This is a genomic window from Frankia sp. CpI1-P, assembly GCF_001421075.1.
GTDB lineage: Bacteria > Actinomycetota > Actinomycetes > Frankiales > Frankiaceae > Frankia > Frankia torreyi.
This window is the reverse complement of sequence record NZ_LJJX01000015.1, coordinates 107299-128500: the sequence shown is the minus strand read 5'-3', so window position 1 is coordinate 128500 and position 21202 is coordinate 107299. Positions and strand designations below refer to the sequence as shown.

Here is a 21202-nt window from a genome sequence, read left to right as displayed (position 1 = left end):
NGGCCGGCGAGCAGGTCCGGGTCGGCGCTGGCCAGTGCGGATTCGTCGACCAGGACGTCGTGGAAGTCCTCTCCCCGCAGCATCGTCACCAGGCCCATGCCGTACTCGTCGTCGGCCTCGCGCAGGTTGTCGACGACCCTGGCCTTCTGTTCACGTTCGGCGGCGACGGCGGCGTCCCGCTGACGCTTGTGCCGCGCCGCCGCCGGGTCGCCGAGCCGCTGCCGCGCCGCGTCCAGCAGCGGCAGGTCGGACACCGTCCAGGCGCGGGCGTCGCCGCGCTGTAGCTGCCGCACCTCGCCGCGGCTGAGCCAGGGAGCGCATCTGTGCAGGTAGGCGGGCACCGACCACAGGTCCGCGACGAGGTCGGCCGCGTCGAGCAGCGGCCACGCCCGGTTGAAGGCCGCCCGCAGCTGCCTGTTCTGCAGCAGCGACCTGCGGAGCTGGTCGGCCGGGACGTCGTTGCCGTGAGCGGCCTCGTGGGAGTCCAGCAGGATCGTGAGAAGCTCCGCCCAGACCTCCTGGCGCGCTTCGTTGTGTGCGGTACCGGGCGTCGGTACGTCGAACGCCTCAGCCCAGTCGTCGGCGCTCAGCTGGAGGTCGGACCAGTGGGTCGTGACCGTCATCGGCTTGGTGGGCGGCTCCTCGTAGAACCGGACGGCCGTCTCGATCGCCTTCACCAGGCTCGCGGACGACTTCAGCGCGGCCACGTCCGGGTCGGTCTCGATCTCCGCCGCGGCTCCCTCGGCGACGAGATCCCGCAGGGTGCANGTCTGCACGCCCTCCTCGCCGAGGCCGGGCAGGACGTCGGCGACGTAGGCCAGGTAGGGCCGGTGCGGACCGACGAACAGCACGCCGCCCCGGCGGTGACCGAGCCGAGGATCGGAGTAGAGCAGGTAGGCGGAGCGGTGCAGCGCGACGACGGTCTTCCCCGTCCCCGGACCGCCGTCGACGACGAGAGCGCCGTCGGATCCCGCGCGGATGATGGCGTCCTGATCGGCCTGGATGGTGCCGAGCACGTCGCGCATCCGGGGCGAGCGGTGGCCGCCAAGGCTGGCGATGAAGGNGGACTGGTCGTCGAGCGCGGCGCGCCCGTCGAACCCGTCCGACGCGGGGCCCCGGGCCACTCGCGCAGCGATGGCCTGGGTGCTGAACACCTCGTCCCAGTAGTCGCTGATCAGACCGCGGGTCCAGCGATACCTGCGGCGGCTGGCCAGACCCATCGGGTTGGCGTGGGTCGCGCCGAAGAACGGCTCCGCCGCGGGGGAACGCCAGTCGAGCAGCAGCCGACGACCCGCGCTGTCCGTGAGGCCGAGTCGTCCGATATACAGGGGCTCGGGGTCGTCCACACGGACGATGTGGCCGAGGCACAGGTCCAACCCGAACCGCCGCAGGGTGCGCAGCCGAGCGCTCAGCCGGTGGATCTCCAGGTCCCGGTCCATCGCCGCCTGGCCGATGCCGCCGGGTGCCATCCGCTCGGCGTCGAGGCGGCCGGACAGGTCGGCGATCGACTGCTCAAGGCTTTCCGCGATGGCCGCGAAGTGCCGCTCGTCGCCGGCGATCAGCTTCGGGTCGGCCTTGGGACCGAGGTGGTCGGGAAGGTCGAACGCGCTGGTGGCCAGGGGGTTCACGGCATCAGGTCCGATCTGGGGCTCGTGACCCCGCGCGACCTCGTCGTCGACGACAACACCCGCATTCCGCGACTCTCCTCTTCCGCAGCTTCTGGCCGCAGCTTCTGGCCTCGGCCAGCGATTCTGCGGCACGACCCGGGTCTTGCCGCAAGCCCCCCAGTGTGCTATAGATTAAAAATGGAGGAGAGTGAGTACTGCCTCTCCTAGGTGCGCGTCGGTCAGGTGCGGAGCTGGTCTCGCAGATAGGCCCGGCCGGCGGCCGCGCCGAGCACGACGGTCCACACCGCCAGGGTCACCAGGCCGCGCCCGCCGATCCAGCCGCCGGCGAGCACCGCCCGCCCGGCCTGCGCCGACCAGTACATGGGCAGCAGCTTCACGACGTCGGCGAGCCAGCCCGGGAAGTTCTCCACGGGCACCCAGATCCCGCCGGCCAGCGCCAGCAGGCTGAACACCCCACCGGTGATCGCCTGCATGTTCTCGGGGCGCACGAGGTAGCCGAGCCAGATCGCGAACGCCGCGAGCGGAACCAGGCCGAGCAGGATCGACGCGCCCGCGCCGAGGTACGTCCCGNCCGACAGCCGGACCCCGCGCATCGCGTCGCCGGCCACGAACACCGCGACGATCGGCAGCACGGCCAGGGTGAAGCCGGTGGTCGCCTTGGCCAGCACGTACTGCGGCCCGGTCAGGGCGGTCAGCCGTAGCTGCCGGTTCCAGCCGATGGACCNCTCGGTCGCGATCCGCCCGGCGCTGCCGAGGACGGCGTTCATCGCCCCGAACGACGCCATGCTGATCATGATGTAGGGGGCGACGGCGAGGTCGCCGAGGCGGTCGCCCTCGCTCCCGGCACTGAACGCGCCGAACAGGATGATCGGCAGAAGCAGGGTGAAGATCAGCAGTCGGGTGTTGCGCCAGACCCGGGTGATCTCGGACCGGACGTAGCGGACGTAGGTCAGCACCGCGTCCGCGGTGCCGTTGCCGCCGGCCCGGGTGCCGCCGGTCAGGGGGCCGGCGAAGGTGGCGGCCGGGGTGGAGGCGGCCGTGGCGGAGGCGGCCGTGGGGTCTGCCGCCATGGAGCTGCCCGCCGTGGTGGAGGCGATTGTGGGGTTGCCGGTCACCGGGTGATCTCCTGTCGGGCGCTGGGGTCGGTGGCGTCGTCAGTGGTCAGCGCCACGAAGGCGTCTTCCAGGCCGGCGCCGACGACCTCGATGTCCTCGGCGGCCGGGTGGGCGGCGAGCAGCGCACGCAGGGCCGCGTCGCTGTCGGGGCAGGTGAGCGTGACCGCGTCGCCGCGGCCCTCGACCCGGGCCACCCCCGGCAGCCGGCCGAGCCCGGCGAGCCCGGCCGCGTTTAACCCGCGCAGCGTGGCCCGGATCGTCCGGCCGCCGACGAGCGCCTTGACCTCCGTGGTCGGGCCGTCGGCGATGACCCGGCCGCGGCGCAGCAGGACGATCCGGTCGGCGAAGGCGTCGGCCTCCTCCAGGTAGTGGGTGGCGAACAGCACGGTCCGCCCGCCGGCCGCCCAGGCCCGCATCGATGCCCAGAACGCCCGGCGGCTCGCCACGTCCATCGCGGCCGTCGGCTCGTCGAGGACGATCAGGTCGGGGTCGGGGAGCAGGGCCAGGGCGAAGCGGACCCGCTGGCGCTGCCCGCCGGAGAGCCGGTCGGTGCGGGTGTCGGCGAGATCGCCGACCCCGGCGCGGGCCAGCACCTCCCGGGTCGGCAGCGCGCGGGGGTACAGGGCGCGCACGGCCGCCAGCATCTTCCCCACGGTGATCTCCGGCAGCAGCCCGCCGTTCTGCAGCATCGCGCCGACCAGCCCGGCGGTGCACGCCTGGCGGGGGGAGCGGCCGAACAGCCGGACCTCGCCGGAGTCGGGGCGGGTCAGGCCCAGCAGCATGTCGATCGTCGTCGACTTGCCGGCGCCGTTCGGGCCCAGCAGGGCGACCACCTCGCCCGGGGCCACGACCAGATCGACGCCGTCGACGGCCCGCACGCCGCCGTACCGCTTGCGTAGGCCGGCGAGATGCACGCTGTGTGGCGGCGCGCCAGGCGGCGGTGGGTTCCTCGTCATGGATCAAGGATCCCCGCCGCGCGCCGACGGTCCCAGTCATGACCGTCACCGCTCCCGCATGACAACAGTCATGGTGCCGCCGGCCGCCGATCTCGATTCTTGACACTTGCTGTGATCTACCTAACATGTAGAACTACGTGTTCTAGGTAATCCTCCCCGGATCCGCGGCTGCGTCTGGAGTCGACATGAGCACTGCCTCCCTTTCCGGGCCGGGACCGAACGGCCCGGTGCCCGTGTCGAGTCCGCCGCTCGCCGGACTGCGGGTGATCGACCTGTCGACGACGATGCCGGGGGCGCTGGCGACGCAGTTCCTGGCCGACGCCGGCGCCGACGTCGTCGGGGTCGAGCCGCCGGGGGGCAGCCCGCTGCGCCGCTCGCCGGCCTGGCCGGCTGTCGGCGGCGGCCGGCGCAGCGTCGTCGTGGACCTGCACCATCCGGCCGACCGGGACGTGCTCGACGGGCTGCTCGCCGGTGCCGACGTCGTGGTGACCACGCTGCGCCCAAGGACCGCCCGCCGCCTCGGCCTCGGCCCCGACGACCTCGCCCGGCACAGTCCGCGCCTGGTCAGCGTGGCGATCACGGGCTGGGGTTCGGCCGGACCCTGGGCGGACCTGAAGGGCTACGAGGCCCTGGTCATGGCCAAGCTCGGCATGTTCCACGCCAAGCGGCGGCTGGTCTCCCGGCCCGGCCCGGCATACAGCTCGGTCGCCTTCGCCACCTGGGGCGCCGCCCACACCGCCGTGCAGGGGATCGTGGCCGCGCTGGTCGAGCGGGAGTCGAGCGGGCGCGGCCAGCACGTGGAGGCCGACCTGGTCCGCGGCGTCAGCATGATCGACACCTGGAGCTGGTTCGAGCACCTCGTCGCGGTGCGCTTTCCCGACGCCTACCGGACCGTCGATGCCACCACCCCGGCGGGCGACCCGGTCAGCGCGCTGGTCTACCCGCTGCTCGTGGCGCCCACCAGGGACGGTCACTGGTTGCAGTTCGCCCAGGTCGAGCCCCGCCTGTTCGCGGCGATGCTGGCGGAGTTCGGCCTCACGCCGCTGCTCGCCGACCCGAAGTGGGCGGGACTACCCGTCCTGGAGACCCAGGAGTTACGCACCGAGCTCTGGGAGATCATGATCCGCAAGGTCGGGGAGCGCACCCTCGCGGACTGGCAGCAGGTCTTCGCGACCAACCCGGACATCAACGCCGAGGTGTTCACCGTCGGCTCGGGCGTGCTGGACCATCCGCAGATCCGTCATGACGGCCGCGTCGTCGTCCTCGACACCGCCGAGCACGGCCCGGTCCGCCGCCCCACCACCCTCGTGCACGTCGACGGCGCCCCGCTGACGCCGCCGCGCCCCGCCCCCCGGCTGGACGAGCACGGCGCCGACCTGCGCGCCGAGGCCGCCGCCCGCTCCGCCGGCCCGCCTGCCGCTGACCCGCCTGCGGCCGTCCCGGCTGCCGATCCCGCCGTGTCGGCGCCGGTCGGTCCGCCGCTGGCCGGCGTCACCATCCTGGAGTTCGGGCTGATGTTCGCGGCCCCGTTCGGCACGACCATGCTGGCCGACCTCGGCGCCCGCGTGATCAAGGTCGAGACGCTGGCGGGCGACACCATCCGCCGGATCCTGCCCTTCCCGGAGCTCGGCGCGGTGCGGGTCATGCAGGGCAAGGAGAGCATCGCCCTCGATCTCGACACCGACGAGGGCCGGTGCATCGTGCACGAGCTGGCCCGCCGCAGCGACGTGGTGCTGCAGGCGTTCCGCGCCGGCGCCGCCGCGCGGGCCGGCGTCGACGCGGCCACGCTGCGGGCGGTCAACCCGGACCTGATCTACGTCAACGCGCCGGGATACGGCACCGACGGCCCCTGCGGGGACAGGCCCGCCTACGCGCCGTCGATCGGCGCGGCCACCGGAATCGCGCTGACCGAGGCGCCGAGCGCGGCGAACGCCACCTCGCTCGCGGAGATCAAGTCCGCCTCCGTGCGGATCAGGTCGGCCGCGGCGGTGACCAGCTTGCAGGCCGACGGGCTCGCCGCGCTCGGCGTGGCCTCGGCGATCTCGCTCGGCCTGTTGGCCCGCACCCGTGGCCACCCCCTCGGCCCGATGACCGTCACCATGATCGCGACGGGCATGCACGCGCTGCTGGAGCAGGTCGTCGAGTACGCGGGCCGGCCGGCGCGGCCCGTCGTCGACGAGGGTGGTCACGGCCTGACCGCGCTCTACCGGATGTACCCGGCCGCGCGGGGCTGGGTGTTCCTCGCCTCGCCCACACCGCGGGAGTGGGCGGCGCTCGTCGCCACCCTCGCGGCGGATCCGGCCGTAGAGCTGGCCGCCGACCCCCTTGCCGTCGACCCCCTTGCCGCTGACCCTCGGTTCGCCACGGCCGCCGCCCGCGCCGAGCACGATCACGAGCTGGCCGTCGAACTCGGCCGGATCTTCGCCACCCGCCCCGCCGCCGAGTGGGAACAGCGGCTGACTGCCGCCGACGTGGGCTGCGTCGAGGTCACCGAGATGGACGCGGAGCTGCAGCTGCAGACCGACCCGGCGCTCGCCGCCGAGTACGCCTCGCCGGCCGTGAGCCCCATCTTCGACGACCACCTGCGTATGGGCCCACCGGTGCGCTTTTCCCGGTCGGCCACCCGCAGCCCGGGCGGCTGCCTGGCAGGCGAGCACACCGAGGCCATCCTGCGCGAGCTCGGCTACGGCGACGAGGAGATCAAGGACCTGCGGGCCCGTGCCGTCATCGGCTGACCCTCCGACCGAGGGACGACCAGGCCCCGGAGACAGCAGACCAATCTTGCTGAGGGCGCCACAGCCGCTGGTGGGACGTGGGCGAGTCGTACATCACGTTGTCGCTCATCAATCCTTCTCCGTCTTTCGTCGAGGCCAACGCGTTCAGCCGGCCCGCAGCGGGNCGAGCAGCGCCTGGACGTCCTCCAGCACGCGCAGCGTGTCGTTGAGATGGGTGCAGGTCGACGTCCCGAGGAAGGTCCGGCGTACGAACGGGCGCAGCCCGGCCAGCGGCATCCCGGCGAGCCGGGTGGCGCTCGCGGCGGCGGCCGGGCACTCGACGAACGGCAGCGCGCGGGGCNTGGCCTCGCAGCTCAGGAACGTCGACGTGGCCGTGTCGACCTCGGCGGTCACGGTGTACTCGTGGATGACGGTCGCCACGCCCTCGGGCAGGACGTAGGAGTCCCGGAACAGGGCGTCCACGTGGGCGCGGGCGGCGGAGCCGTCGAGANGGACGTCGACCCGGCGCGCCCGGCGCATGCCGCGCGGGGGCAGCGGCGGCGTGTCGTGCCAGGCCAGCGGGTCACCGGGGCGTTCGAGCGACGGGGCGACCGGACCGGTCACTACGGGTGAGCGGCCGAACGCCTCGACCTCGTTCATGATCGTCCCGCCCGTGGCGAAACCCGCGCACAGGTCCGTGACGTACCGGTAGTCGCCCTGGCGCATCGGCGGGATCGCCGGGGTGCCGGTCTCCCGCGCGTCCTGCGCGGCCGCGCTGTAGGCGTGGCCGGAGACGAGCGCCGCGCCGGGCAGGTCGTCCAGCAGCAGGTAGAGCAGGTCCTCCTCGGCGGCCACGGCCGGGTCGGCCTCGTCGAGCCGGGCGCGGAAGCCCGCGGCGACCGAGTATCCGATCAGCCCGGCCAGCGCCGGGCGCGCCGGGTCGCTGGTGATCTGCCGTAGCTCCCGCCCGGCGGTGAAGTCCACCACGGCGTGCACCATCGCCTCACCCAGCACCTCGGCGCCCGCGGCAGTGCCGCCCGCGCCGTCGCTGCCCGGTCGGGCGTCGGCGGTGCGCAGGTCGCGGCCCCGCGCGACGAGGTGCAGCGGGCCGCCGAACCCCTCGGGGCGCAGCATGTCGATCGTGGTNGTGCGGCGGACCGAGCCGGCCACGCGGGCGGGCGTGCCGCTGGTCGGTTCGTGGATGCCGTGTCGCGGATGCAGGATCCGCAGGGGAACTGTCGTCATCGGCGGCTGCACCTCCCTCTCGATGTGCGTTCCCGAGTCCCGACGAGACCCGCCCGCCGGATGATCCGCCGGGCCCGCCGCGTCCCGGCTGGTGGCCGTGCCCGGGGCTATCCAAATGAAAACGTCTTTTTCGGAGAGTTGTTCCCGTCGGCCCGGCTGTCAACCGGGTGCCGAACCCGGGACGGAGTCCGTCGCACGGGAGCCGTGGGTGGTGGCGGGCTCAGCTCACGCCGGTGGCGGGCCGACCGGTGGACGCGCCGAGGGCGCGGAAGACGAAGTCGGCGACCCGGTCCGCCGTCTCGGTGGGGCGCTCGACCGGCGGGCACAGGAGCTGGCGGTCCAGGGCCCGGCCGAGCACCGCCTGGATCTGCTCGGCGTCGGCCCGCGCATCCGCCCAGGGAAAGGAGCCGTCCTCGACGCCCCGGCGCAGGATCGCCGCGAGGGCCGCCTCCTGGTCGGTCTGGAACCGTTCCCGCTCCGCGGCGAAACCGCGGGCCCGGCGGGTCTCCTCGGAGCTCAGGATCAGCGCGCGGCGCCGGCGGGGTTCCGCGGACATCAGGTGCAGCACGCCGTCGATCCAGCGGCGCAACGCCTCGCGGGCGGTCGTGGCCGTGGCGATCGACGCGGTCAGCTCGGCGGTGACGCGCTCGCAGTCGCGGCGGAACAGCGCCAGCAGCAGGCTGTCCTTGGACGCGAAGTGGCGGTAGAAGGCGCGGGTCGACAGGCCCGCCGCGTGCAGGATGTCGGTGATCGACACGGAGACCCCGCCGCTCGCGAGCAGGCACCGGTACGCGGCGTCCATGATCAGTTCTCGCTCGTCGTCCTGGTCGTCCGGGACCGCCACCGCGCCACCTCCTCGCCGTCGCCCTCGTCGCGTCCAGTCGCGGGTCATGCCCCTCCCGGCCCCACCGCCTCCCGGAAGACCTGGACGATCACCCTACCGACCGTCGGGCCGCCCGCCCGGGTCCGACCCCACCTCCCGGCCGGGGGCCGTCGCGCGGGTCGGGCGCCCGTTTGCCAGGGTGGACGAATGGACCTGCGCATCTTCATCGAGCCCCAACAGGGCGCCTCCTACGAGCAGCAGCTCGCCGTGGCGAGGGCGGCCGAGGACGCCGGCTTCGACGGATTCTTCCGTTCCGACCACTACCTGCGGATGGGGCCGGGCGATCCGTCGCCGGGGCCCTCGGACTCCTGGGTGACGCTGGCGGCCCTGGCCCGCGAGACCTCGCGGATCCGGCTGGGCACGCTCGTCACCTCGGCGACCTTCCGGTTGCCCGGGCCGCTGGCCATCGCCGTCGCGCAGGTGGACGCGATGAGCGGCGGTCGCGTGGAGCTGGGCCTCGGCGCCGGCTGGTTCGAGGCGGAACACACCGACTACGGCATCCCGTTCCCCCCGGTCGAGGAGCGGTTCGACCGGCTGACCGAGCAGCTCGCGATCATCACCGGGCTGTGGGGAACCCCGCCCGGCGAGACGTTCTCCCACGACGGCCGGTACTACCAGCTCGCCGACAGCCCGGCGTTGCCGAAGCCGGTACAGCGGCCCCGGCCGCCGATCATCATCGGGGGAGCCGGGCCGCGGCGCACCCCGCAGCTCGCCGCCACCTACGCGGCCGAGTTCAACGCCGCCTTCGCCCCCGCCGAGGTGGTCGGGCAGCGGTTCGCCCGGGTCCGGGAGGTGGCCGCGGCGGCCGGCCGCGATCCGGNGGACCTCGTCTACTCCACCGCGAACGTCGTCGTCTGCGCGAAGTCGGACGCGGAACTCGCCCGGCGGGCCGAGCGCATCGGCCGCGAGGTCGACGAGCTGCGCACCAACGGCTTCGCCGGCACCCCCGAGGAGATCCTGGCCAGGCTCGCGACCTTCGGCCCCGACGGCGCCGGGGCGAGCCGGATCTACCTGCAGGTCCTCGACCTGGCGGACCTCGACCACCTCGACCTGATCGCCGCCGAGGTGCTCCCGCACGTCTGAGCGGGCGGGCGGCGGCTGCCGGGCCCCCGGCCTGGACCGGCGAGCCTCAGCCTCTCCTGGCGAGCTGGCGGCTCTCGACGGCCGTCTCGGCCGCCGCCGGCTCGGCGAGCAGCCCCCCCAGGGCCGCCGCGACCCGCTCCGAGATGATCGAGGCCAGGCCGTGCCGGGACCAGACGGCGAGCGGCAGGGACGCGGGCTTCGGCAGGTCGTCGCGGGCGATGAGCCCCTCGGGCGTCTGCCCCAGGGTGGCCATCAGGGCGACTCCGAGACCGGCCCCCACGGCCGCCTGGACGCCGGCGAGCTGGATCGCCTCAGCGCCGATCACCGCGGGGATCGCATGCGACGACAGGGCCTCCAACGCGCAGGTGCGCAGCGCGCAGGGATGGTCGAAGGCGACCACGGGCATCGGCTGCGTCGCCGCCGGCCGTCGCCACAGGGGCGAGGAGTACCAGGTCAGCTCCAGGTCGCCGACCGTGGTCGCGCGGGGATCGGTGGCCGGGCCGAGCAGCAGCGCCAGATCGATCCGCCCCGCCTCGAGCCCCTCGCGAAGGTTGGTGCCGCGGTCGATGCGGAAGCGGATGCGGTAGCGGGGCAACGACTGCTCCAGCGCCGCGGCGAGGAAGGGCAGCAGTTGCGCCGCGGCATGCTCCGTCGAGCCGATCACGACGGTCTCCTCGGTCTCCATGCCGAAGCCGTGCAGCGTCTCGTCGTGGATGGCGAGGATCCGGCGGGCCTGGCGGAGCAGGTGCTCGCCGTCGGGGGTCAGTCGGGAGCCGCGTCCCTGGCGTTCGACGAGCACGCGCCCGGTGGCGGACTCGAGCCGGCGCACGTGCTGGCTCACCGCCGCCTGGCTGAGGTGCAGCGACGTCGCGGCCCGCTGGAATCCGCCACACTCCGCGACAGCGACGAAGCTGCGCAGCGGGGCGATGTCCAGTATCCGTCGCATGTCGGTCAGGGTACTGGACATTCATAACCGAACGCGATTGATCGCCATAACGAAGCGTCGTTGGACATCCGGCCGCCGGACCAGCATGCTCATCCCCATGACCCAGTCGANGGCCGTGATGCTCACGTGTTGTCGTTGGCTGGATCTTGCCCGTGGCCAGGCAGCACTCTGTCGCTGACCTGATCGGTCGCTGCGCCGCCNCANCCAAAGCCGTCGCCCGTTCCGGCGACGCTATGTAGCTATCTCCTTCTTTTTTCGCGTACTTCGGCGCGCCCCGTAGTCCAGCGCGTCCCGTGGTCCAGCGCGTCATTGTGCCGTGTCCGGAACCGGATTCGGTCCGCCGGACGACGCCGTCGTCGTGCGCGCTTCGCCCCCAGACCGGGAAGGTTCCACCATGCCTGTTCGCACGCTCAAACTGGGCGCCGTCCTCATCGGCGTCGGCGGTCCGGGGCAGCACAACACGTGGCTGAACCCCGAGATCCCGGGCGACGCCAGCGTGGATGTCCGCTGGTACATCGCCCGCGCCCAGGAGGCGGAGGCGGCAAGGTTCGATCACGTCTTCATCGTCGACAGCCAGTTCATCACCGCGGACTCGCCGAACCACTACCTCAGCCGNCTCGAGCCGTTGACGCTACTGTCCGCGATCGCCGTTCACACCCACCACATCGGCCTGGTCGGAACGATCACGACGTCCTACAACGAGCCCTTCAACGTCGCCCGCCGCCTCGCCTCGCTCGATCACATCAGCGGCGGCCGGGCCGGCTGGAACGTCGTCACCAGTGGCGACTCCGGAACGGCGGGCAACTACAGCCGCGACGAACACTTCGACTATCCGACCCGATACGGACGAGCGATCGAACACGTGCGAGTCGCGCAGGGGCTGTGGGATTCCTACGAGGCAGACGCCTTCCCCCGCGACAAAGAGCGGGGAGTGTTCTTCGATCGTAGCCGTCAGCATGCGCTCAATCACGCCGGCGAATACTTCTCCGTGGTCGGACCACTGAACCTGGAGCGCACTCCCCAGGGTCAGCCGGTCATCTTCCAGGCGGGCGACTCGGAGGAGGGCCGTGATCTCGGCGCGACTATCGCCGACGCAATCTTCACGCACTCGCAGACGCTCGAGCAGGCGCAGGCATTCCGGACCGAGCTGCGGGCTCGGGCGGCCGCCAAGGGCCGCGACCCGGAGAACCTGCTCATCGTTCCGGGGATTTCCCCGATCATCGCCGACACCGATGAGCAGGCCCGCGCCAAGGAGGACGCGATCCTCGGCGAGGGAAGCTTCGACCGGGCCCTGGCCGAGCTCGGCCGGCCCTTCGGCTGGCACGACTTCTCGCAGTACGACCTGGACGCGCCGTTCCCCGAGGTCGGAGATGTCGCCGAGCGCAGCTTCCGCACCCACGCGGAGGCGATCACGAAGCTGGCGCGGGACAACAGCCTGACGCTTCGCCAGGTGGTCGAGCACCAGTTGCGGGCGCGCCGCTCGCCGTTCGTCGGCTCGCCCCTGACCGTCGCGAACGAGATCGAGCGGTGGTTCACCGCCGGCGGCTTCGACGGCGTCAACATCACCGTGAACGCGCCGAGCGAGTTCGCGCGCTTCACCGACCAGGTCCTGCCGATCCTGCGTGAGCGGGGCGTCGTGCGCAGCGAATACGAGTCGACCACCCTGCGCGGCAATCTCGGCCTGCCGATTCCGGAGAACAGATACACGGCGGCCCGCCGCCAGGCGCAGTCCGCCGGCGACGCGCAGTCCGCCGGCGAGGTGGAGGTCGCCGGCGAGGTGGAGGCCGACAGTGCGCCTCCGGCGCTCGTCTCCTGAGCCGCCGCACATTCCCGTCGAAATCCGAACACAGCACGAACCCGAACAGAGAAAGAAGACGATGNCCTCCGAGCGACACCTGCCATCCGCCCGCCGTACGAGACGCGGCGCCGTCCTCGGGGCCCTGCTGGCCCTCGCGGCCCTCGTTCTCAGCGCCTGCGGTTCCGGTTCCGGTGCCGGTGCCGCCGCCGCCGCCGGCGGCGGCGGCGGAGGCGGCAAGACTGCCACCCTGAAGTGGGCCTCCTCCTTCTTCCCGGCGCACTGGGATCCGGTGGTCGGGGGCAGCGGTGCCCAGTTCCGCATCCTCGCTCTGCCGTATGCCGCGCTGACGAGGACGGACGCGAAGGGCGACGCGGTCCCGGATCTGGCGCAGAGCTGGACCTACAACAGCGCCGGCGACGAGATCACGTTCCACCTGCGCCCGAAGCTGACCTTCAGCGACGGCACTCCGGTGAATGCCGCGGCGGTCAAGAACGCCATCGACCGGGCCAAGTCGCAGAAGAACTCGGCGCTGTTCGGCGACCTCACCTCGATCAAGTCGGTCACCACCAGCGGCGACCTGGACGTGGTCGTCCACCTCACCCAGGTCGATCACCAGATCCCGCTGCTGCTCGGTGAGCGCGTGCTGCAGATCGCGAGTCCCAAAGCCGCGGCGGATCCGGCGAAGCTCGACCAGAATCCGGTCGGCGCCGGACCGTTCGTCGTCACGCAGTTGATTCCGGGCACGAAGGTCCTGCTGAAGAAGAACCCGAACTACTGGGACGCCAAGAACATCCACATCGACAACGTGGAGCTGGTTTCGGCGCCCGACGTGTCGACGGTCGTCTCCGGCCTGCAGACGGGCGTCTACAACTTCGCCGACCTCGCCCCGAGCCAGGCGAAGGCCGCCAAGGCGGCCGGCCTCGACGTCTTCGTGCAGCCGGGCTTCAACGCCTCGAACATCAGCCTGAACATCAACAAGGAGCCGTTCAACAACCCCAAGGTCGTCGACGCGGTTCGCTACGCCACCAACCGGCAGGAGTTCGTCGACAAGCTCACCTTCGGGTACGGCAAGCCGACCAACCAGCCCTTCCCGCCCGGGTACATCGCCTACGACGAGAAGTCGGCGAACCTGTACCCCTACGACCCGGCGAAGGCGAAGCAGCTGCTCGAGCAGGCCGGCTTCAAGCCGGGCCAGATCAAGCTGGACCTGGTCATCTCGAAGGAGGACCCGGCGGCGGAGATCGTGCAGTCGCAGCTCGCGGCGGTTGGGATCACCATCACCATCAAGATCAACAAGAACTGGGCGACGCCCTTCTTCGCCAAGGATCTGACGCTCTCGCTGTACGGCACGACCGGGCGTGACTCGGCCGCTCAGACGCTCACGGCGCACTTCGGGCCGGACGGCCCGTTGAACCTCAGCTCGCCCTACGAGCCGGACGGCTTCGAGGCCGCGATCGCCAAGGTCCGCCAGACGCCGCTGGACGCGCCGGACTACCCGCAGATCCTGCAGGCGGCCACCCGCGTGGGCCTGCAGAGCAAGGCGCTCGTCTTCACCTACTCCAGCCCGAACCTGTTCGTCAAGAACAAGGCGATCTCCGCGCTGCCCGCCAACCCGGCCCACATCGACTGGACCGGCGTGACCATCGGCAACTGATCTCGCCGATCCACGCATCTCGCCGATCCACGCATCTCGCCGATCCACGCATCTAGCCGATCATCCACGCACGCCCATCAGGCCTGAAGAGAGGAGGCAACCCATGGCGGTGAGCACGGCTGACCACGCGGCCGTTGCCGACCCGGGCGTCGCGCTCGCCGCCNCCAGGGCGCGGCGGGCCGCCGGCCGCGTCCTGGTCACCCTCGCCCGCTCGGTCGCGATCTTCGTCCCGGTCTTCCTGGTGGCGACCTTCCTGACCTTCGCCCTGCGGGCGCTCAGCGGCCTGAGCCCNGCCAGCATCCAGCTCGGGGAGAGCGCCACCCCGGACGCGGTCGCCCGCATCGAGCACCAGTGGGGCCTGGACCGCCCGTTCCTCGCCCAGTACTGGAGCTGGTTCACCGACATCCTGCACGGCCAGCTCGGCGCGAGCTGGTCCAACGGCACGAACATCGCCGAGCTGATCAGCAACGGCCTGGCCATCAGCCTGTCGGTGGTGACGCTGGCACTGATCATCGGCGTGGTCTTCGGCTTCGGGCTCGGCACCCTGGCGGCGGTGCGCCGCACGACCTGGATCGACCGGGCGATCACGGGCTTCCTGACGGTCTTCTCGGTGATGCCGCCCTTCGTGGTCGGCATCGTCCTGGTGACCGTCTTCGCCGTCGGGCTCGGCTGGCTGCCGGCCGCGGGCTACGTGCCGGCGAGCGTGGGGACGTGGCCGTGGTTCACCCACATCCTGCTGCCGGCGCTGGCGCTCAGCCTCGACCCGATGGCCGACGTCGCCCGCCAGTTGCGCTCCGGTCTCATCGCGTCCTATCAGGAGAACTACGTGACCGGCGCGATCGTGCGCGGGCTCAGCCCGCGGCGGATCTTCTTCCGGCACGTGCTGCGCAACGGGGTGGGGCCGGCCCTGAGCGTGCTGGGCTGGCGGTTCCCCACGCTCATCGGCGGCTCCGTGGTCACCGAGTGGATCTTCGGGCTGCAGGGCTTCGGCCGGTTCGCCAACGACTCCGCACAGGCCGGGGACGTACCGGCGGTCCAGGGCGTGCTCGTCGTCTCGATCGTGCTGGTCGTCACCTTCAACCTGATCGTCAACATCGTCCTGGGCCGGGTCACCCCGGCCTCGCAGCGGGGGGTGTGACATGGTCCGTCGCGTCCTGGCGCTGCCGACCGGCCGGCTCGCCGTCGGCATTCTGTCCCTGATCGTCCTGCTGGCGATCCTCGGCCCGACCCTGGCTCCCCACAACCCGCTGGGGACGAGTGCACTGACCCTGACCGGCCCCTCCTGGGAGCACTGGCTCGGGACGGACTACCTCGGCCGGGACGTCTTCAGCCGGCTGCTCGCCGGGTCACGCACCAGCGTGCTCGGCTCGGTCGAGGTCGCGCTGATCGCGCTGACCGTCGGCGTCGTCCCGGGCATCCTGTCGGTGTACTTCGGCCGGGTGTTCGAGTGGCTCACGCTGCGGATCGCCGACACGCTCATCGCGCTGCCGTTCCTCATCTACGCCGTGGCCGTCACCGCGCTGCTCGGCAACGGGATTCCGCAGGCGATGTTCACCGTCGGCGTGCTCGTCTCCCCGCTGTTCTACCGGGTCGCGCGGGCGGCGACGCTGGCGGTCGCCCGCTCGCAGTACGTCGAGGCGGCGCTGATCTCCGGCGCGTCGATCGGCTGGATCGCGCGCCGGCACGTGTGGGGGAAGGTGCTGCCGCCCGTCGCGGTGGCGCTGGCCCAGACGATCGGCGTCGGCTTCGTCGTCGTCTCCAGCCTGAGTTTCCTCGGCATCGGGGTGCAGCCGCCGGCGCCGACCTGGGGTGGCCTGCTCGCCTCCGACCTCGGCTACCTGTCCTACCAGCCGTGGGCCCCGGCTGTCCCCGCCCTGCTGATCATGGCGACGGTGTGGGGCAGCAACCTGCTGGCCGACGCGATCCGTGACGTGTCCGGGGAGGCGGGCCGCGCGCTGCTGCACAGCCGCCGGGCGCGCNCCCGCCGCCTCGACCCAGCCGAACCGATTCCCGCCGGAGGCGTCGCCCCATGACGAGAACCCGTTCCAATGCCACGGTCACCGCCACGGTGCCCGCGGCGCGTCCGGCGGACCCTCCCGCCGCGCACTCGCCCGCAGTGGACGTGCCTGCCGTGGACCCACCGGCCGTGGGCTCGGGGGATCCGCCGGCCGCCCAGGCCGCCGTGCTGGCGGTCCGCGACGTGCGGATCCGCGACGACGTCAACGACCGCGAGATCGTGCACGGCGTCTCGTTCGAACTCAGGCCCGGCCGGGCCGTCGGCATCGTGGGGGAGTCGGGCAGCGGCAAGACGCTGACCTGCCGCGCGATCCTCGGCATCCTGCCGGCGCACTTCGCCGTGGCCGGTGGGTCGATCGAGATCGCCGGGCGCGACATCGCCCGGCTGACGACCCCGCAGTGGACGGACCTGCGCGGATCGACGATCAGCGCGGTGTTCCAGGACCCCGCCTCCTACCTCAACCCGTCCCTCAAGGTGGGAGTGCAGATCGCGGAGGTCATCCAGGTCAAGTCCGGGCTGCGGCGGCGCGACGCGCGTCGCCGCGCGCTCGAGCTGCTGACCGCGGTGCACCTGCGCGACCCCGAGCTCGTCTACGACCAGTACACCTACGAGCTGTCCGGCGGGATGCTCCAGCGCGTCCTCATCGCCACCGCGATCGCCGCCGACCCGCAGGTGCTCATCGCCGACGAGGCGACCACCGCCCTGGACGTGACCGTGCAGGCCGAGATCCTCGACCTGCTCGCCGACCTGCGGGAGCGCCGCGGCCTCGCGCTCGTCGTCGTGTCCCACGACCTCGCCGTCGTCGCGCAGGTCTGCGACGAGGTGCTGGTGATGCGCGCGGGCGAGGTCGTCGAGCACGGGGCGACCGCGGACGTGCTCTACCACCCGCGCCACGAGTACACCCGCCTGCTGATCGCCGAACACGAGCAGTACGGCCTGGACCGCTACCTGGCCGACACCGACACCGACACCGGCGCCGGCGGCGGNGGCGAGCAGCGGAAGGAGCTGGACGGTGTCCGCTGACGGCCGGCCGGTCCTGGAAGTCGCCGATCTCGAGGTCCATTACGGACTGCGGCGGCGCCGGCGTCGGGTGCTGCAGGGTGTCTCGCTGTCGGTGGCCTGCGGNGAGACCGTGGGCGTGATCGGCGAGACCGGCTCGGGCAAGTCGACCTTCGCCCGTGCGGTGCTCGGCCTGGTGCGGGCCTCCGGCGGCCGGATCCTCATCGACGGCGAGGACGTGTCCCGGTACTCCCCCCGGCAGTGGCGCGCGCTGCGTCGCCGCGGCGTCGTCCAGTACGTGTTCCAGGATCCGCTGCGCAGCCTCGATCCCGACCTGCCCATCGAGGAGTCCCTCATCGAGCCGTTGCTCGTCCAGGGCGTGGGCCGCAAGGAGGCGATCGAGCGCGGGCGCGCCTACCTCGCGCGCGTCCGCCTGGACAGCGAGCTGTTCGGCCGCCTGCCCGGGGAGCTCTCCGGCGGCCAGCGCCAGCGCGTCGCGGTGGCCCGCGCCCTGGTCACCGAGCCCGCGCTGATCATCCTGGACGAGCCGGTGAGCGCCCTGGACTCCGCCAACCGGGTCGGAATCCTGGAGATCCTCAAGGAACTACGCGACGCCGGCGTCGCACTGATCTTCATCTCGCACGACCTCGGCTCCGTCGCCGGCGTCGCCGACCGCGTCGCGGTGCTCTACCAGGGCGAGTTCGTCGAGGTGGGGGACGCCCGCGCGGTCATCAGCGCCCCCCGACACCCCTACGCCCGGCTGCTCGTCGGTTCGGCGCCGACGCTGCGCTCCGCCGCCGCCAGCCGGGCCGAGCGCGACGCGCTGCGCGCCCTGCTGCACGCCTGACCCCGGTCCGGCCTGACCCCTGACCAGGCCGGACGTCATCCGTCAGAAGGGAACCCGACATGGCCCGCACGCTCCATCTCGCCCTGAGCGCCTACGGCGTCGGCGGCCCCGGCCAGCACGGCCTGTGGAAGGACCCGCGCGTCCCGAACAACGCCAGNGTCGACATCAACTACTACATCCGCCAGGCGCAGACCGCCGAGCAGGCGCTGTTCGACGCGTACTTCATCGTCGACAGCCAGTTCATCAACGCCGGCTACCCGGCGCACTACCTCAGCCGGCTCGAACCGCTGACGCTGCTGTCGGCGGTCGCGACCCACACCCGCCACATCGGCCTGATCGGTACGGCGAGTTCGACGTACAACTCGCCGTTCAACCTCGCCCGCCGGTTCGCCTCGCTGGATCACATCAGCGGCGGGCGCGCCGGCTGGAACGTCGTGACCAGCTTCGACACCGGCACCTCGCGTAACTACGGGCTCGACGAGCACCTCGACTACGGCACCCGCTACGGCCGGGCGCTCGAGGCGGTCGAGGTCGTGCGCGGGTTGTGGGACTCCTACGAGCCCGATGCCTTCCCCGCTGACGTCGAACGCAACCTCTTCCTCGACCCGACGAAGCTGCACGCCCTCGATCACGTCGGCGAGCACTTCAAGGTCGCCGGGCCGCTCAACCTCGACCGGTCGCCGCAGGGTCAGCCGGTCATCTTCCAGGCGGGCGTCTCCGAGGAGGGCCGCACCCTGGCCGCCCACGTCGCGGAGGGCATCTACGCCCCCGGGGGGTCGCTGGCGGAATCGCAGGACTACTACGCCGACATCAAGCGGCGGGCCGCGGCGCTCGGGCGCGATCCCGACCACGTCGTCATCCTCGTCGGCGCCAGCCCCGTCGTCGCCGCCACCGACGCCGACGCGCACCGGCTCTCGCGCGACATCTTCGAGGCCGACAACGACTTCGACCGCAAGCTCGGCTTCCTCGGCCGCAGCTTCGGTGCCTACGACTTCAGCGGGCACGACCTCGACGCGCCGTTCCCCGACCTCGCGCACCTGGCCGAGAAGGGCGGGCGCACCCGCGGCCTGGAGATCGTCCGGCAGGCCCGCGACGAGGGGCTCACCCTGCGGCAGGTCGTCGAGACGGTCACCGAGTACGCGCCGTCGCCGTTCACCGGCGCGCCGGACACCGTCGTCGACGCGATCGAGCAGTGGTTCACCACCGGCGCGGCCGACGGGCTGAACCTCCGCTTCCGCACCCACGACGACCTCGAGCGCTTCGTCGCCGACGTCGTCCCGTCGCTGCAGAAGCGCGGCCTGTTCCGCACCGAGTACACCGGCGACACGCTGCGGGACAACCTCGGCCTGCCGATCCCGGTCAACCGCTACGCGCGCGAGCGCGAGACCGCGGCCGCACAGGCCTGAGGAGGACCACCATGACGGAGTATTCGGCGGACCAGGCTCCCGCGGGCCTGGCCGACTCGGACCTGGCCTACTCGGCCACGGGTGGGCGCGACGTCCACACCGTGCACTTCCCCACCGCCACGCCGCCGACCGAGGTCGACGTGCTGATCGTCGGCGCCGGCCCGGTGGGCCTGTCGGCGGCCGTGGAGCTCACCGCCCGGGGGGTGCGGGTCGCCGTCGTCGACCGCGCCCGCACCGCGACGCTGGTCCGGGCCGGCGCGATGGGCCACAGCCCGCGCACGGTGGAGCACTTCCGCCGCTGGGGGCTGCTGCAACGGATCCGCGACGAGTGGACCTTCCCGCCGGAGTGGAACCAGGGCATCCGGCTGGTCACCTCGCTCGTCGGTCACGAGCTCCTCGCCCCCCGCCGCCCGTCCTTCGCGGGTTCGGCCGGCGGTGGCCACTCGGCCGCGGAGGCGCTGCGCCGTCCGCAGAGCGCGCTGCAGCGGGTCTTCCTCGACCACCTCGACCGGCGCGGCGTCGGGGTGGCCGGCGGCTGGCGGCTGGTGGCGCTGCGGGAGAGCGTCGACCGGATCGAGGCCGACGTGCTCCCCGAGGATGGTGAGTCCGGCGCGCGGCGCACCATCCGGGCGCGCTACCTGCTCGGCGCGGACGGTGGCAGCAGCACCGTCCGCCGGCTCGCCGGCATCGAACGCGACGGCGCCCACGCCACCGAGAAGCGGCTGCGGCTCATCGTGCGCACGCAGGACATCTCCGACCGGGTCGGCCCGGCGCCCAGCGGTACCAACATCGTGTTCAACCAGCGGGCCGCCGGCTTCCTCGCCGCGGTGANCACCCGCGAGTGGCGCGTGTACGCCGGGCCGTACCCGCTCGACCACACCCCCACCGAGGCGGAACTGCTCGACTCCGCCCGGGCCGCCTTCGGGTTCGATCTCGACCTGGAACTGGTCTCGTCGACGACCTTCTACGACGCCACCCGGATCGCGCGGACGTTCCGCCGCGGGCGGGTGCTGCTGGCCGGCGACGCCGCGCACGTGCGCACCCCCGGCGGCAACCTCGGCGAGGGCTTCGGCGATGTGGTCAACCTCGGCTGGAAGCTCGCCGCCGTGCTCGCCGGTCAGGCCCCCGAGGAGCTGCTGGACTCCTACGACCAGGAGCGCCGCCGGCACAACTGGCGGATCGCCGAGCACGCGCTGGAGCGTTCGCGGCACTCGCACGCACTGCTGGCGGAACTGCGCCGGCTCGGCATCCCCGACGACGCCGACGACAGCCCGCAGGCCGAGGCGCGCCGCGCCGAGATCCGCGCCCGGATCAGCCAGGGCGCTCTCGGCGCGCCCGGCGTGACCTTCGACGAGCGCTACGACGCGTCGTCGGCGATCTGGTACGAGGACGGCCAGCTCGACGCCGAACCACCGTGGCGTGCGGACGTCTACCAGGACGACCCGCGGCCGGGACACCGCGCACCGGACGGCTTCGTCGACCCCTACGGCGGCACCCTCTACGACCGCATCGGCAACGGCTTCGCGCTGCTCGTGCTGTCCGCGGACCGGGAGGTGGAACGGGCCCTCGTCGCCGAGGCGCTCGTCCGATCGCTGCCGTTCACGGTCGTCCACCTCACCGACCCGGCGGTGCGCGCGCTGTACGGCGCCGACAACGTGCTGGTCCGCCCCGACCAGCACGTGGCCTGGCGCGGCGCCGAGCTTCCCACCGCCGGCGCCGGCGCCGTCCTCGACCTCGTCCTCGGTGCCGGCCAGGTGATCGGTGCCGGCCAGGTGATCGGCGTCGAGCAGGTCGTCGGCGTCGAGCAGGTCNCCGTCCCTGCCGGCGCGACCGCATCCGCTCGATCCTGAAAGGCGTCGGTATGACCGCTGAGTCCGNCACTGCCGAGTCCGCCACTGCCGAGTCCGCCAC

General features: G+C 72.5%; 9 protein-coding genes and 17 pseudogenes. 15 read left to right on the top strand and 11 right to left on the bottom strand.

Translation table 11 applies throughout. The features are described 5' to 3' along the window. Position 1: 1 nt before the first annotated feature. From FF86_RS63675 to FF86_RS12700, 7 genes and pseudogenes are all read right to left on the bottom strand, one after another. Positions 2-767, bottom strand: a pseudogene (locus FF86_RS63675) (AAA family ATPase); the annotation flags it as partial. Between the two features lies 1 nt (position 768). Next, positions 769-1063 (bottom strand): annotated as a pseudogene (locus FF86_RS63670) (AAA family ATPase); the annotation flags it as partial. 1 nt (position 1064) lies between these two features. After that, a pseudogene (locus FF86_RS47205) lies at positions 1065-1628 on the bottom strand (AAA family ATPase); the annotation flags it as partial. Positions 1629-1846: 218 nt separating this feature from the next. Next, positions 1847-2198: pseudogene (locus FF86_RS47200) on the bottom strand (ABC transporter permease); the annotation flags it as partial. A 1-nt stretch (position 2199) separates the two neighbouring features. Beyond that, positions 2200-2352 (bottom strand): annotated as a pseudogene (locus FF86_RS47195) (ABC transporter permease); the annotation flags it as partial. 1 nt (position 2353) lies between these two features. After that, positions 2354-2743: pseudogene (locus tag FF86_RS47190) on the bottom strand (ABC transporter permease); the annotation flags it as partial. Then, on the bottom strand, positions 2740-3699 hold the full coding sequence (locus tag FF86_RS12700; RefSeq protein ID WP_044884806.1) for an ABC transporter ATP-binding protein: 960 nt from the start codon (positions 3697-3699) through the stop codon (positions 2740-2742). The gene FF86_RS12700 and the pseudogene FF86_RS47190, both read right to left, overlap by 4 nt. 185 nt (positions 3700-3884) lie before the next feature. On the opposite strand from FF86_RS12700, the gene FF86_RS12695 reads away from it, so the two are divergent. Beyond that, complete coding sequence (locus FF86_RS12695) at positions 3885-6434, top strand: CaiB/BaiF CoA-transferase family protein (RefSeq protein ID WP_044884807.1); 2550 nt, start codon at positions 3885-3887, stop codon at positions 6432-6434. 164 nt (positions 6435-6598) lie between these two features. Here FF86_RS12695 and FF86_RS47185 read toward each other — a convergent pair. From FF86_RS47185 to FF86_RS12685, 3 genes and pseudogenes are all read right to left on the bottom strand, one after another. Further along, positions 6599-6774, bottom strand: a pseudogene (locus tag FF86_RS47185) (DUF2889 domain-containing protein); the annotation flags it as partial. A gap of 1 nt (position 6775) precedes the next feature. After that, a pseudogene (locus FF86_RS47180) lies at positions 6776-6924 on the bottom strand (hypothetical protein); the annotation flags it as partial. A gap of 954 nt (positions 6925-7878) precedes the next feature. Then, positions 7879-8502 (bottom strand): TetR/AcrR family transcriptional regulator, encoded by a 624-nt coding sequence (locus FF86_RS12685; protein WP_082121811.1) that lies wholly within the window; start codon positions 8500-8502, stop codon positions 7879-7881. Positions 8503-8688: 186 nt separating this feature from the next. On the opposite strand from FF86_RS12685, the pseudogene FF86_RS12680 reads away from it, so the two are divergent. Further along, positions 8689-9361: pseudogene (locus FF86_RS12680) on the top strand (LLM class F420-dependent oxidoreductase); the annotation flags it as partial. Between the two features lies 1 nt (position 9362). Next, positions 9363-9624 (top strand): annotated as a pseudogene (locus FF86_RS47170) (LLM class F420-dependent oxidoreductase); the annotation flags it as partial. A 46-nt stretch (positions 9625-9670) separates the two neighbouring features. On the opposite strand, the gene FF86_RS12675 reads toward FF86_RS47170, so the two are convergent. Next, entirely contained in the window at positions 9671-10591 is a 921-nt protein-coding gene (locus FF86_RS12675) for a LysR family transcriptional regulator (RefSeq protein WP_082121812.1), read from the bottom strand. A gap of 373 nt (positions 10592-10964) precedes the next feature. On the opposite strand from FF86_RS12675, the pseudogene FF86_RS47165 reads away from it, so the two are divergent. The 12 genes and pseudogenes from FF86_RS47165 to FF86_RS47150 all read left to right on the top strand — a co-directional run. Next, positions 10965-11185, top strand: a pseudogene (locus FF86_RS47165) (LLM class flavin-dependent oxidoreductase); the annotation flags it as partial. A gap of 1 nt (position 11186) precedes the next feature. Next, positions 11187-12386 (top strand): NtaA/DmoA family FMN-dependent monooxygenase (locus FF86_RS12670; protein WP_242418653.1); only part of this gene is annotated, 1200 nt, incomplete at its 5' end. Between the two features lie 79 nt (positions 12387-12465). Continuing rightward, the gene (locus FF86_RS12665) at positions 12466-14022 is read left to right on the top strand and encodes an ABC transporter substrate-binding protein (protein WP_396229855.1); all 1557 of its coding nucleotides are present in this window, start codon (positions 12466-12468) and stop codon (positions 14020-14022) included. A gap of 164 nt (positions 14023-14186) precedes the next feature. Continuing rightward, positions 14187-14313, top strand: a pseudogene (locus tag FF86_RS62270) (ABC transporter permease); the annotation flags it as partial. Between the two features lies 1 nt (position 14314). Then, positions 14315-15160, top strand: an 846-nt coding sequence (locus tag FF86_RS12660; RefSeq protein WP_242418652.1) for an ABC transporter permease, incomplete at its 5' end; no start/stop codon positions are given. 1 nt (position 15161) lies between these two features. Next, a pseudogene (locus tag FF86_RS12655) lies at positions 15162-16001 on the top strand (ABC transporter permease); the annotation flags it as partial. Positions 16002-16051: 50 nt separating this feature from the next. Continuing rightward, positions 16052-17025, top strand: a pseudogene (locus FF86_RS12650) (ABC transporter ATP-binding protein); the annotation flags it as partial. A gap of 26 nt (positions 17026-17051) precedes the next feature. After that, positions 17052-17164, top strand: a pseudogene (locus tag FF86_RS66010) (ABC transporter ATP-binding protein); the annotation flags it as partial. 1 nt (position 17165) lies between these two features. Further along, positions 17166-17885, top strand: a 720-nt coding sequence (locus FF86_RS12645) for an ABC transporter ATP-binding protein (RefSeq protein ID WP_242418651.1), incomplete at its 5' end; no start/stop codon positions are given. Positions 17886-18043: 158 nt separating this feature from the next. Further along, positions 18044-19291 (top strand): NtaA/DmoA family FMN-dependent monooxygenase (locus FF86_RS12640; RefSeq protein ID WP_242418650.1); only part of this gene is annotated, 1248 nt, incomplete at its 5' end. A gap of 11 nt (positions 19292-19302) precedes the next feature. Next, positions 19303-20122 (top strand): annotated as a pseudogene (locus tag FF86_RS47155) (FAD-dependent oxidoreductase); the annotation flags it as partial. A gap of 1 nt (position 20123) precedes the next feature. Next, a pseudogene (locus FF86_RS47150) lies at positions 20124-21102 on the top strand (FAD-dependent monooxygenase); the annotation flags it as partial. Positions 21103-21202: the final 100 nt, after the last annotated feature.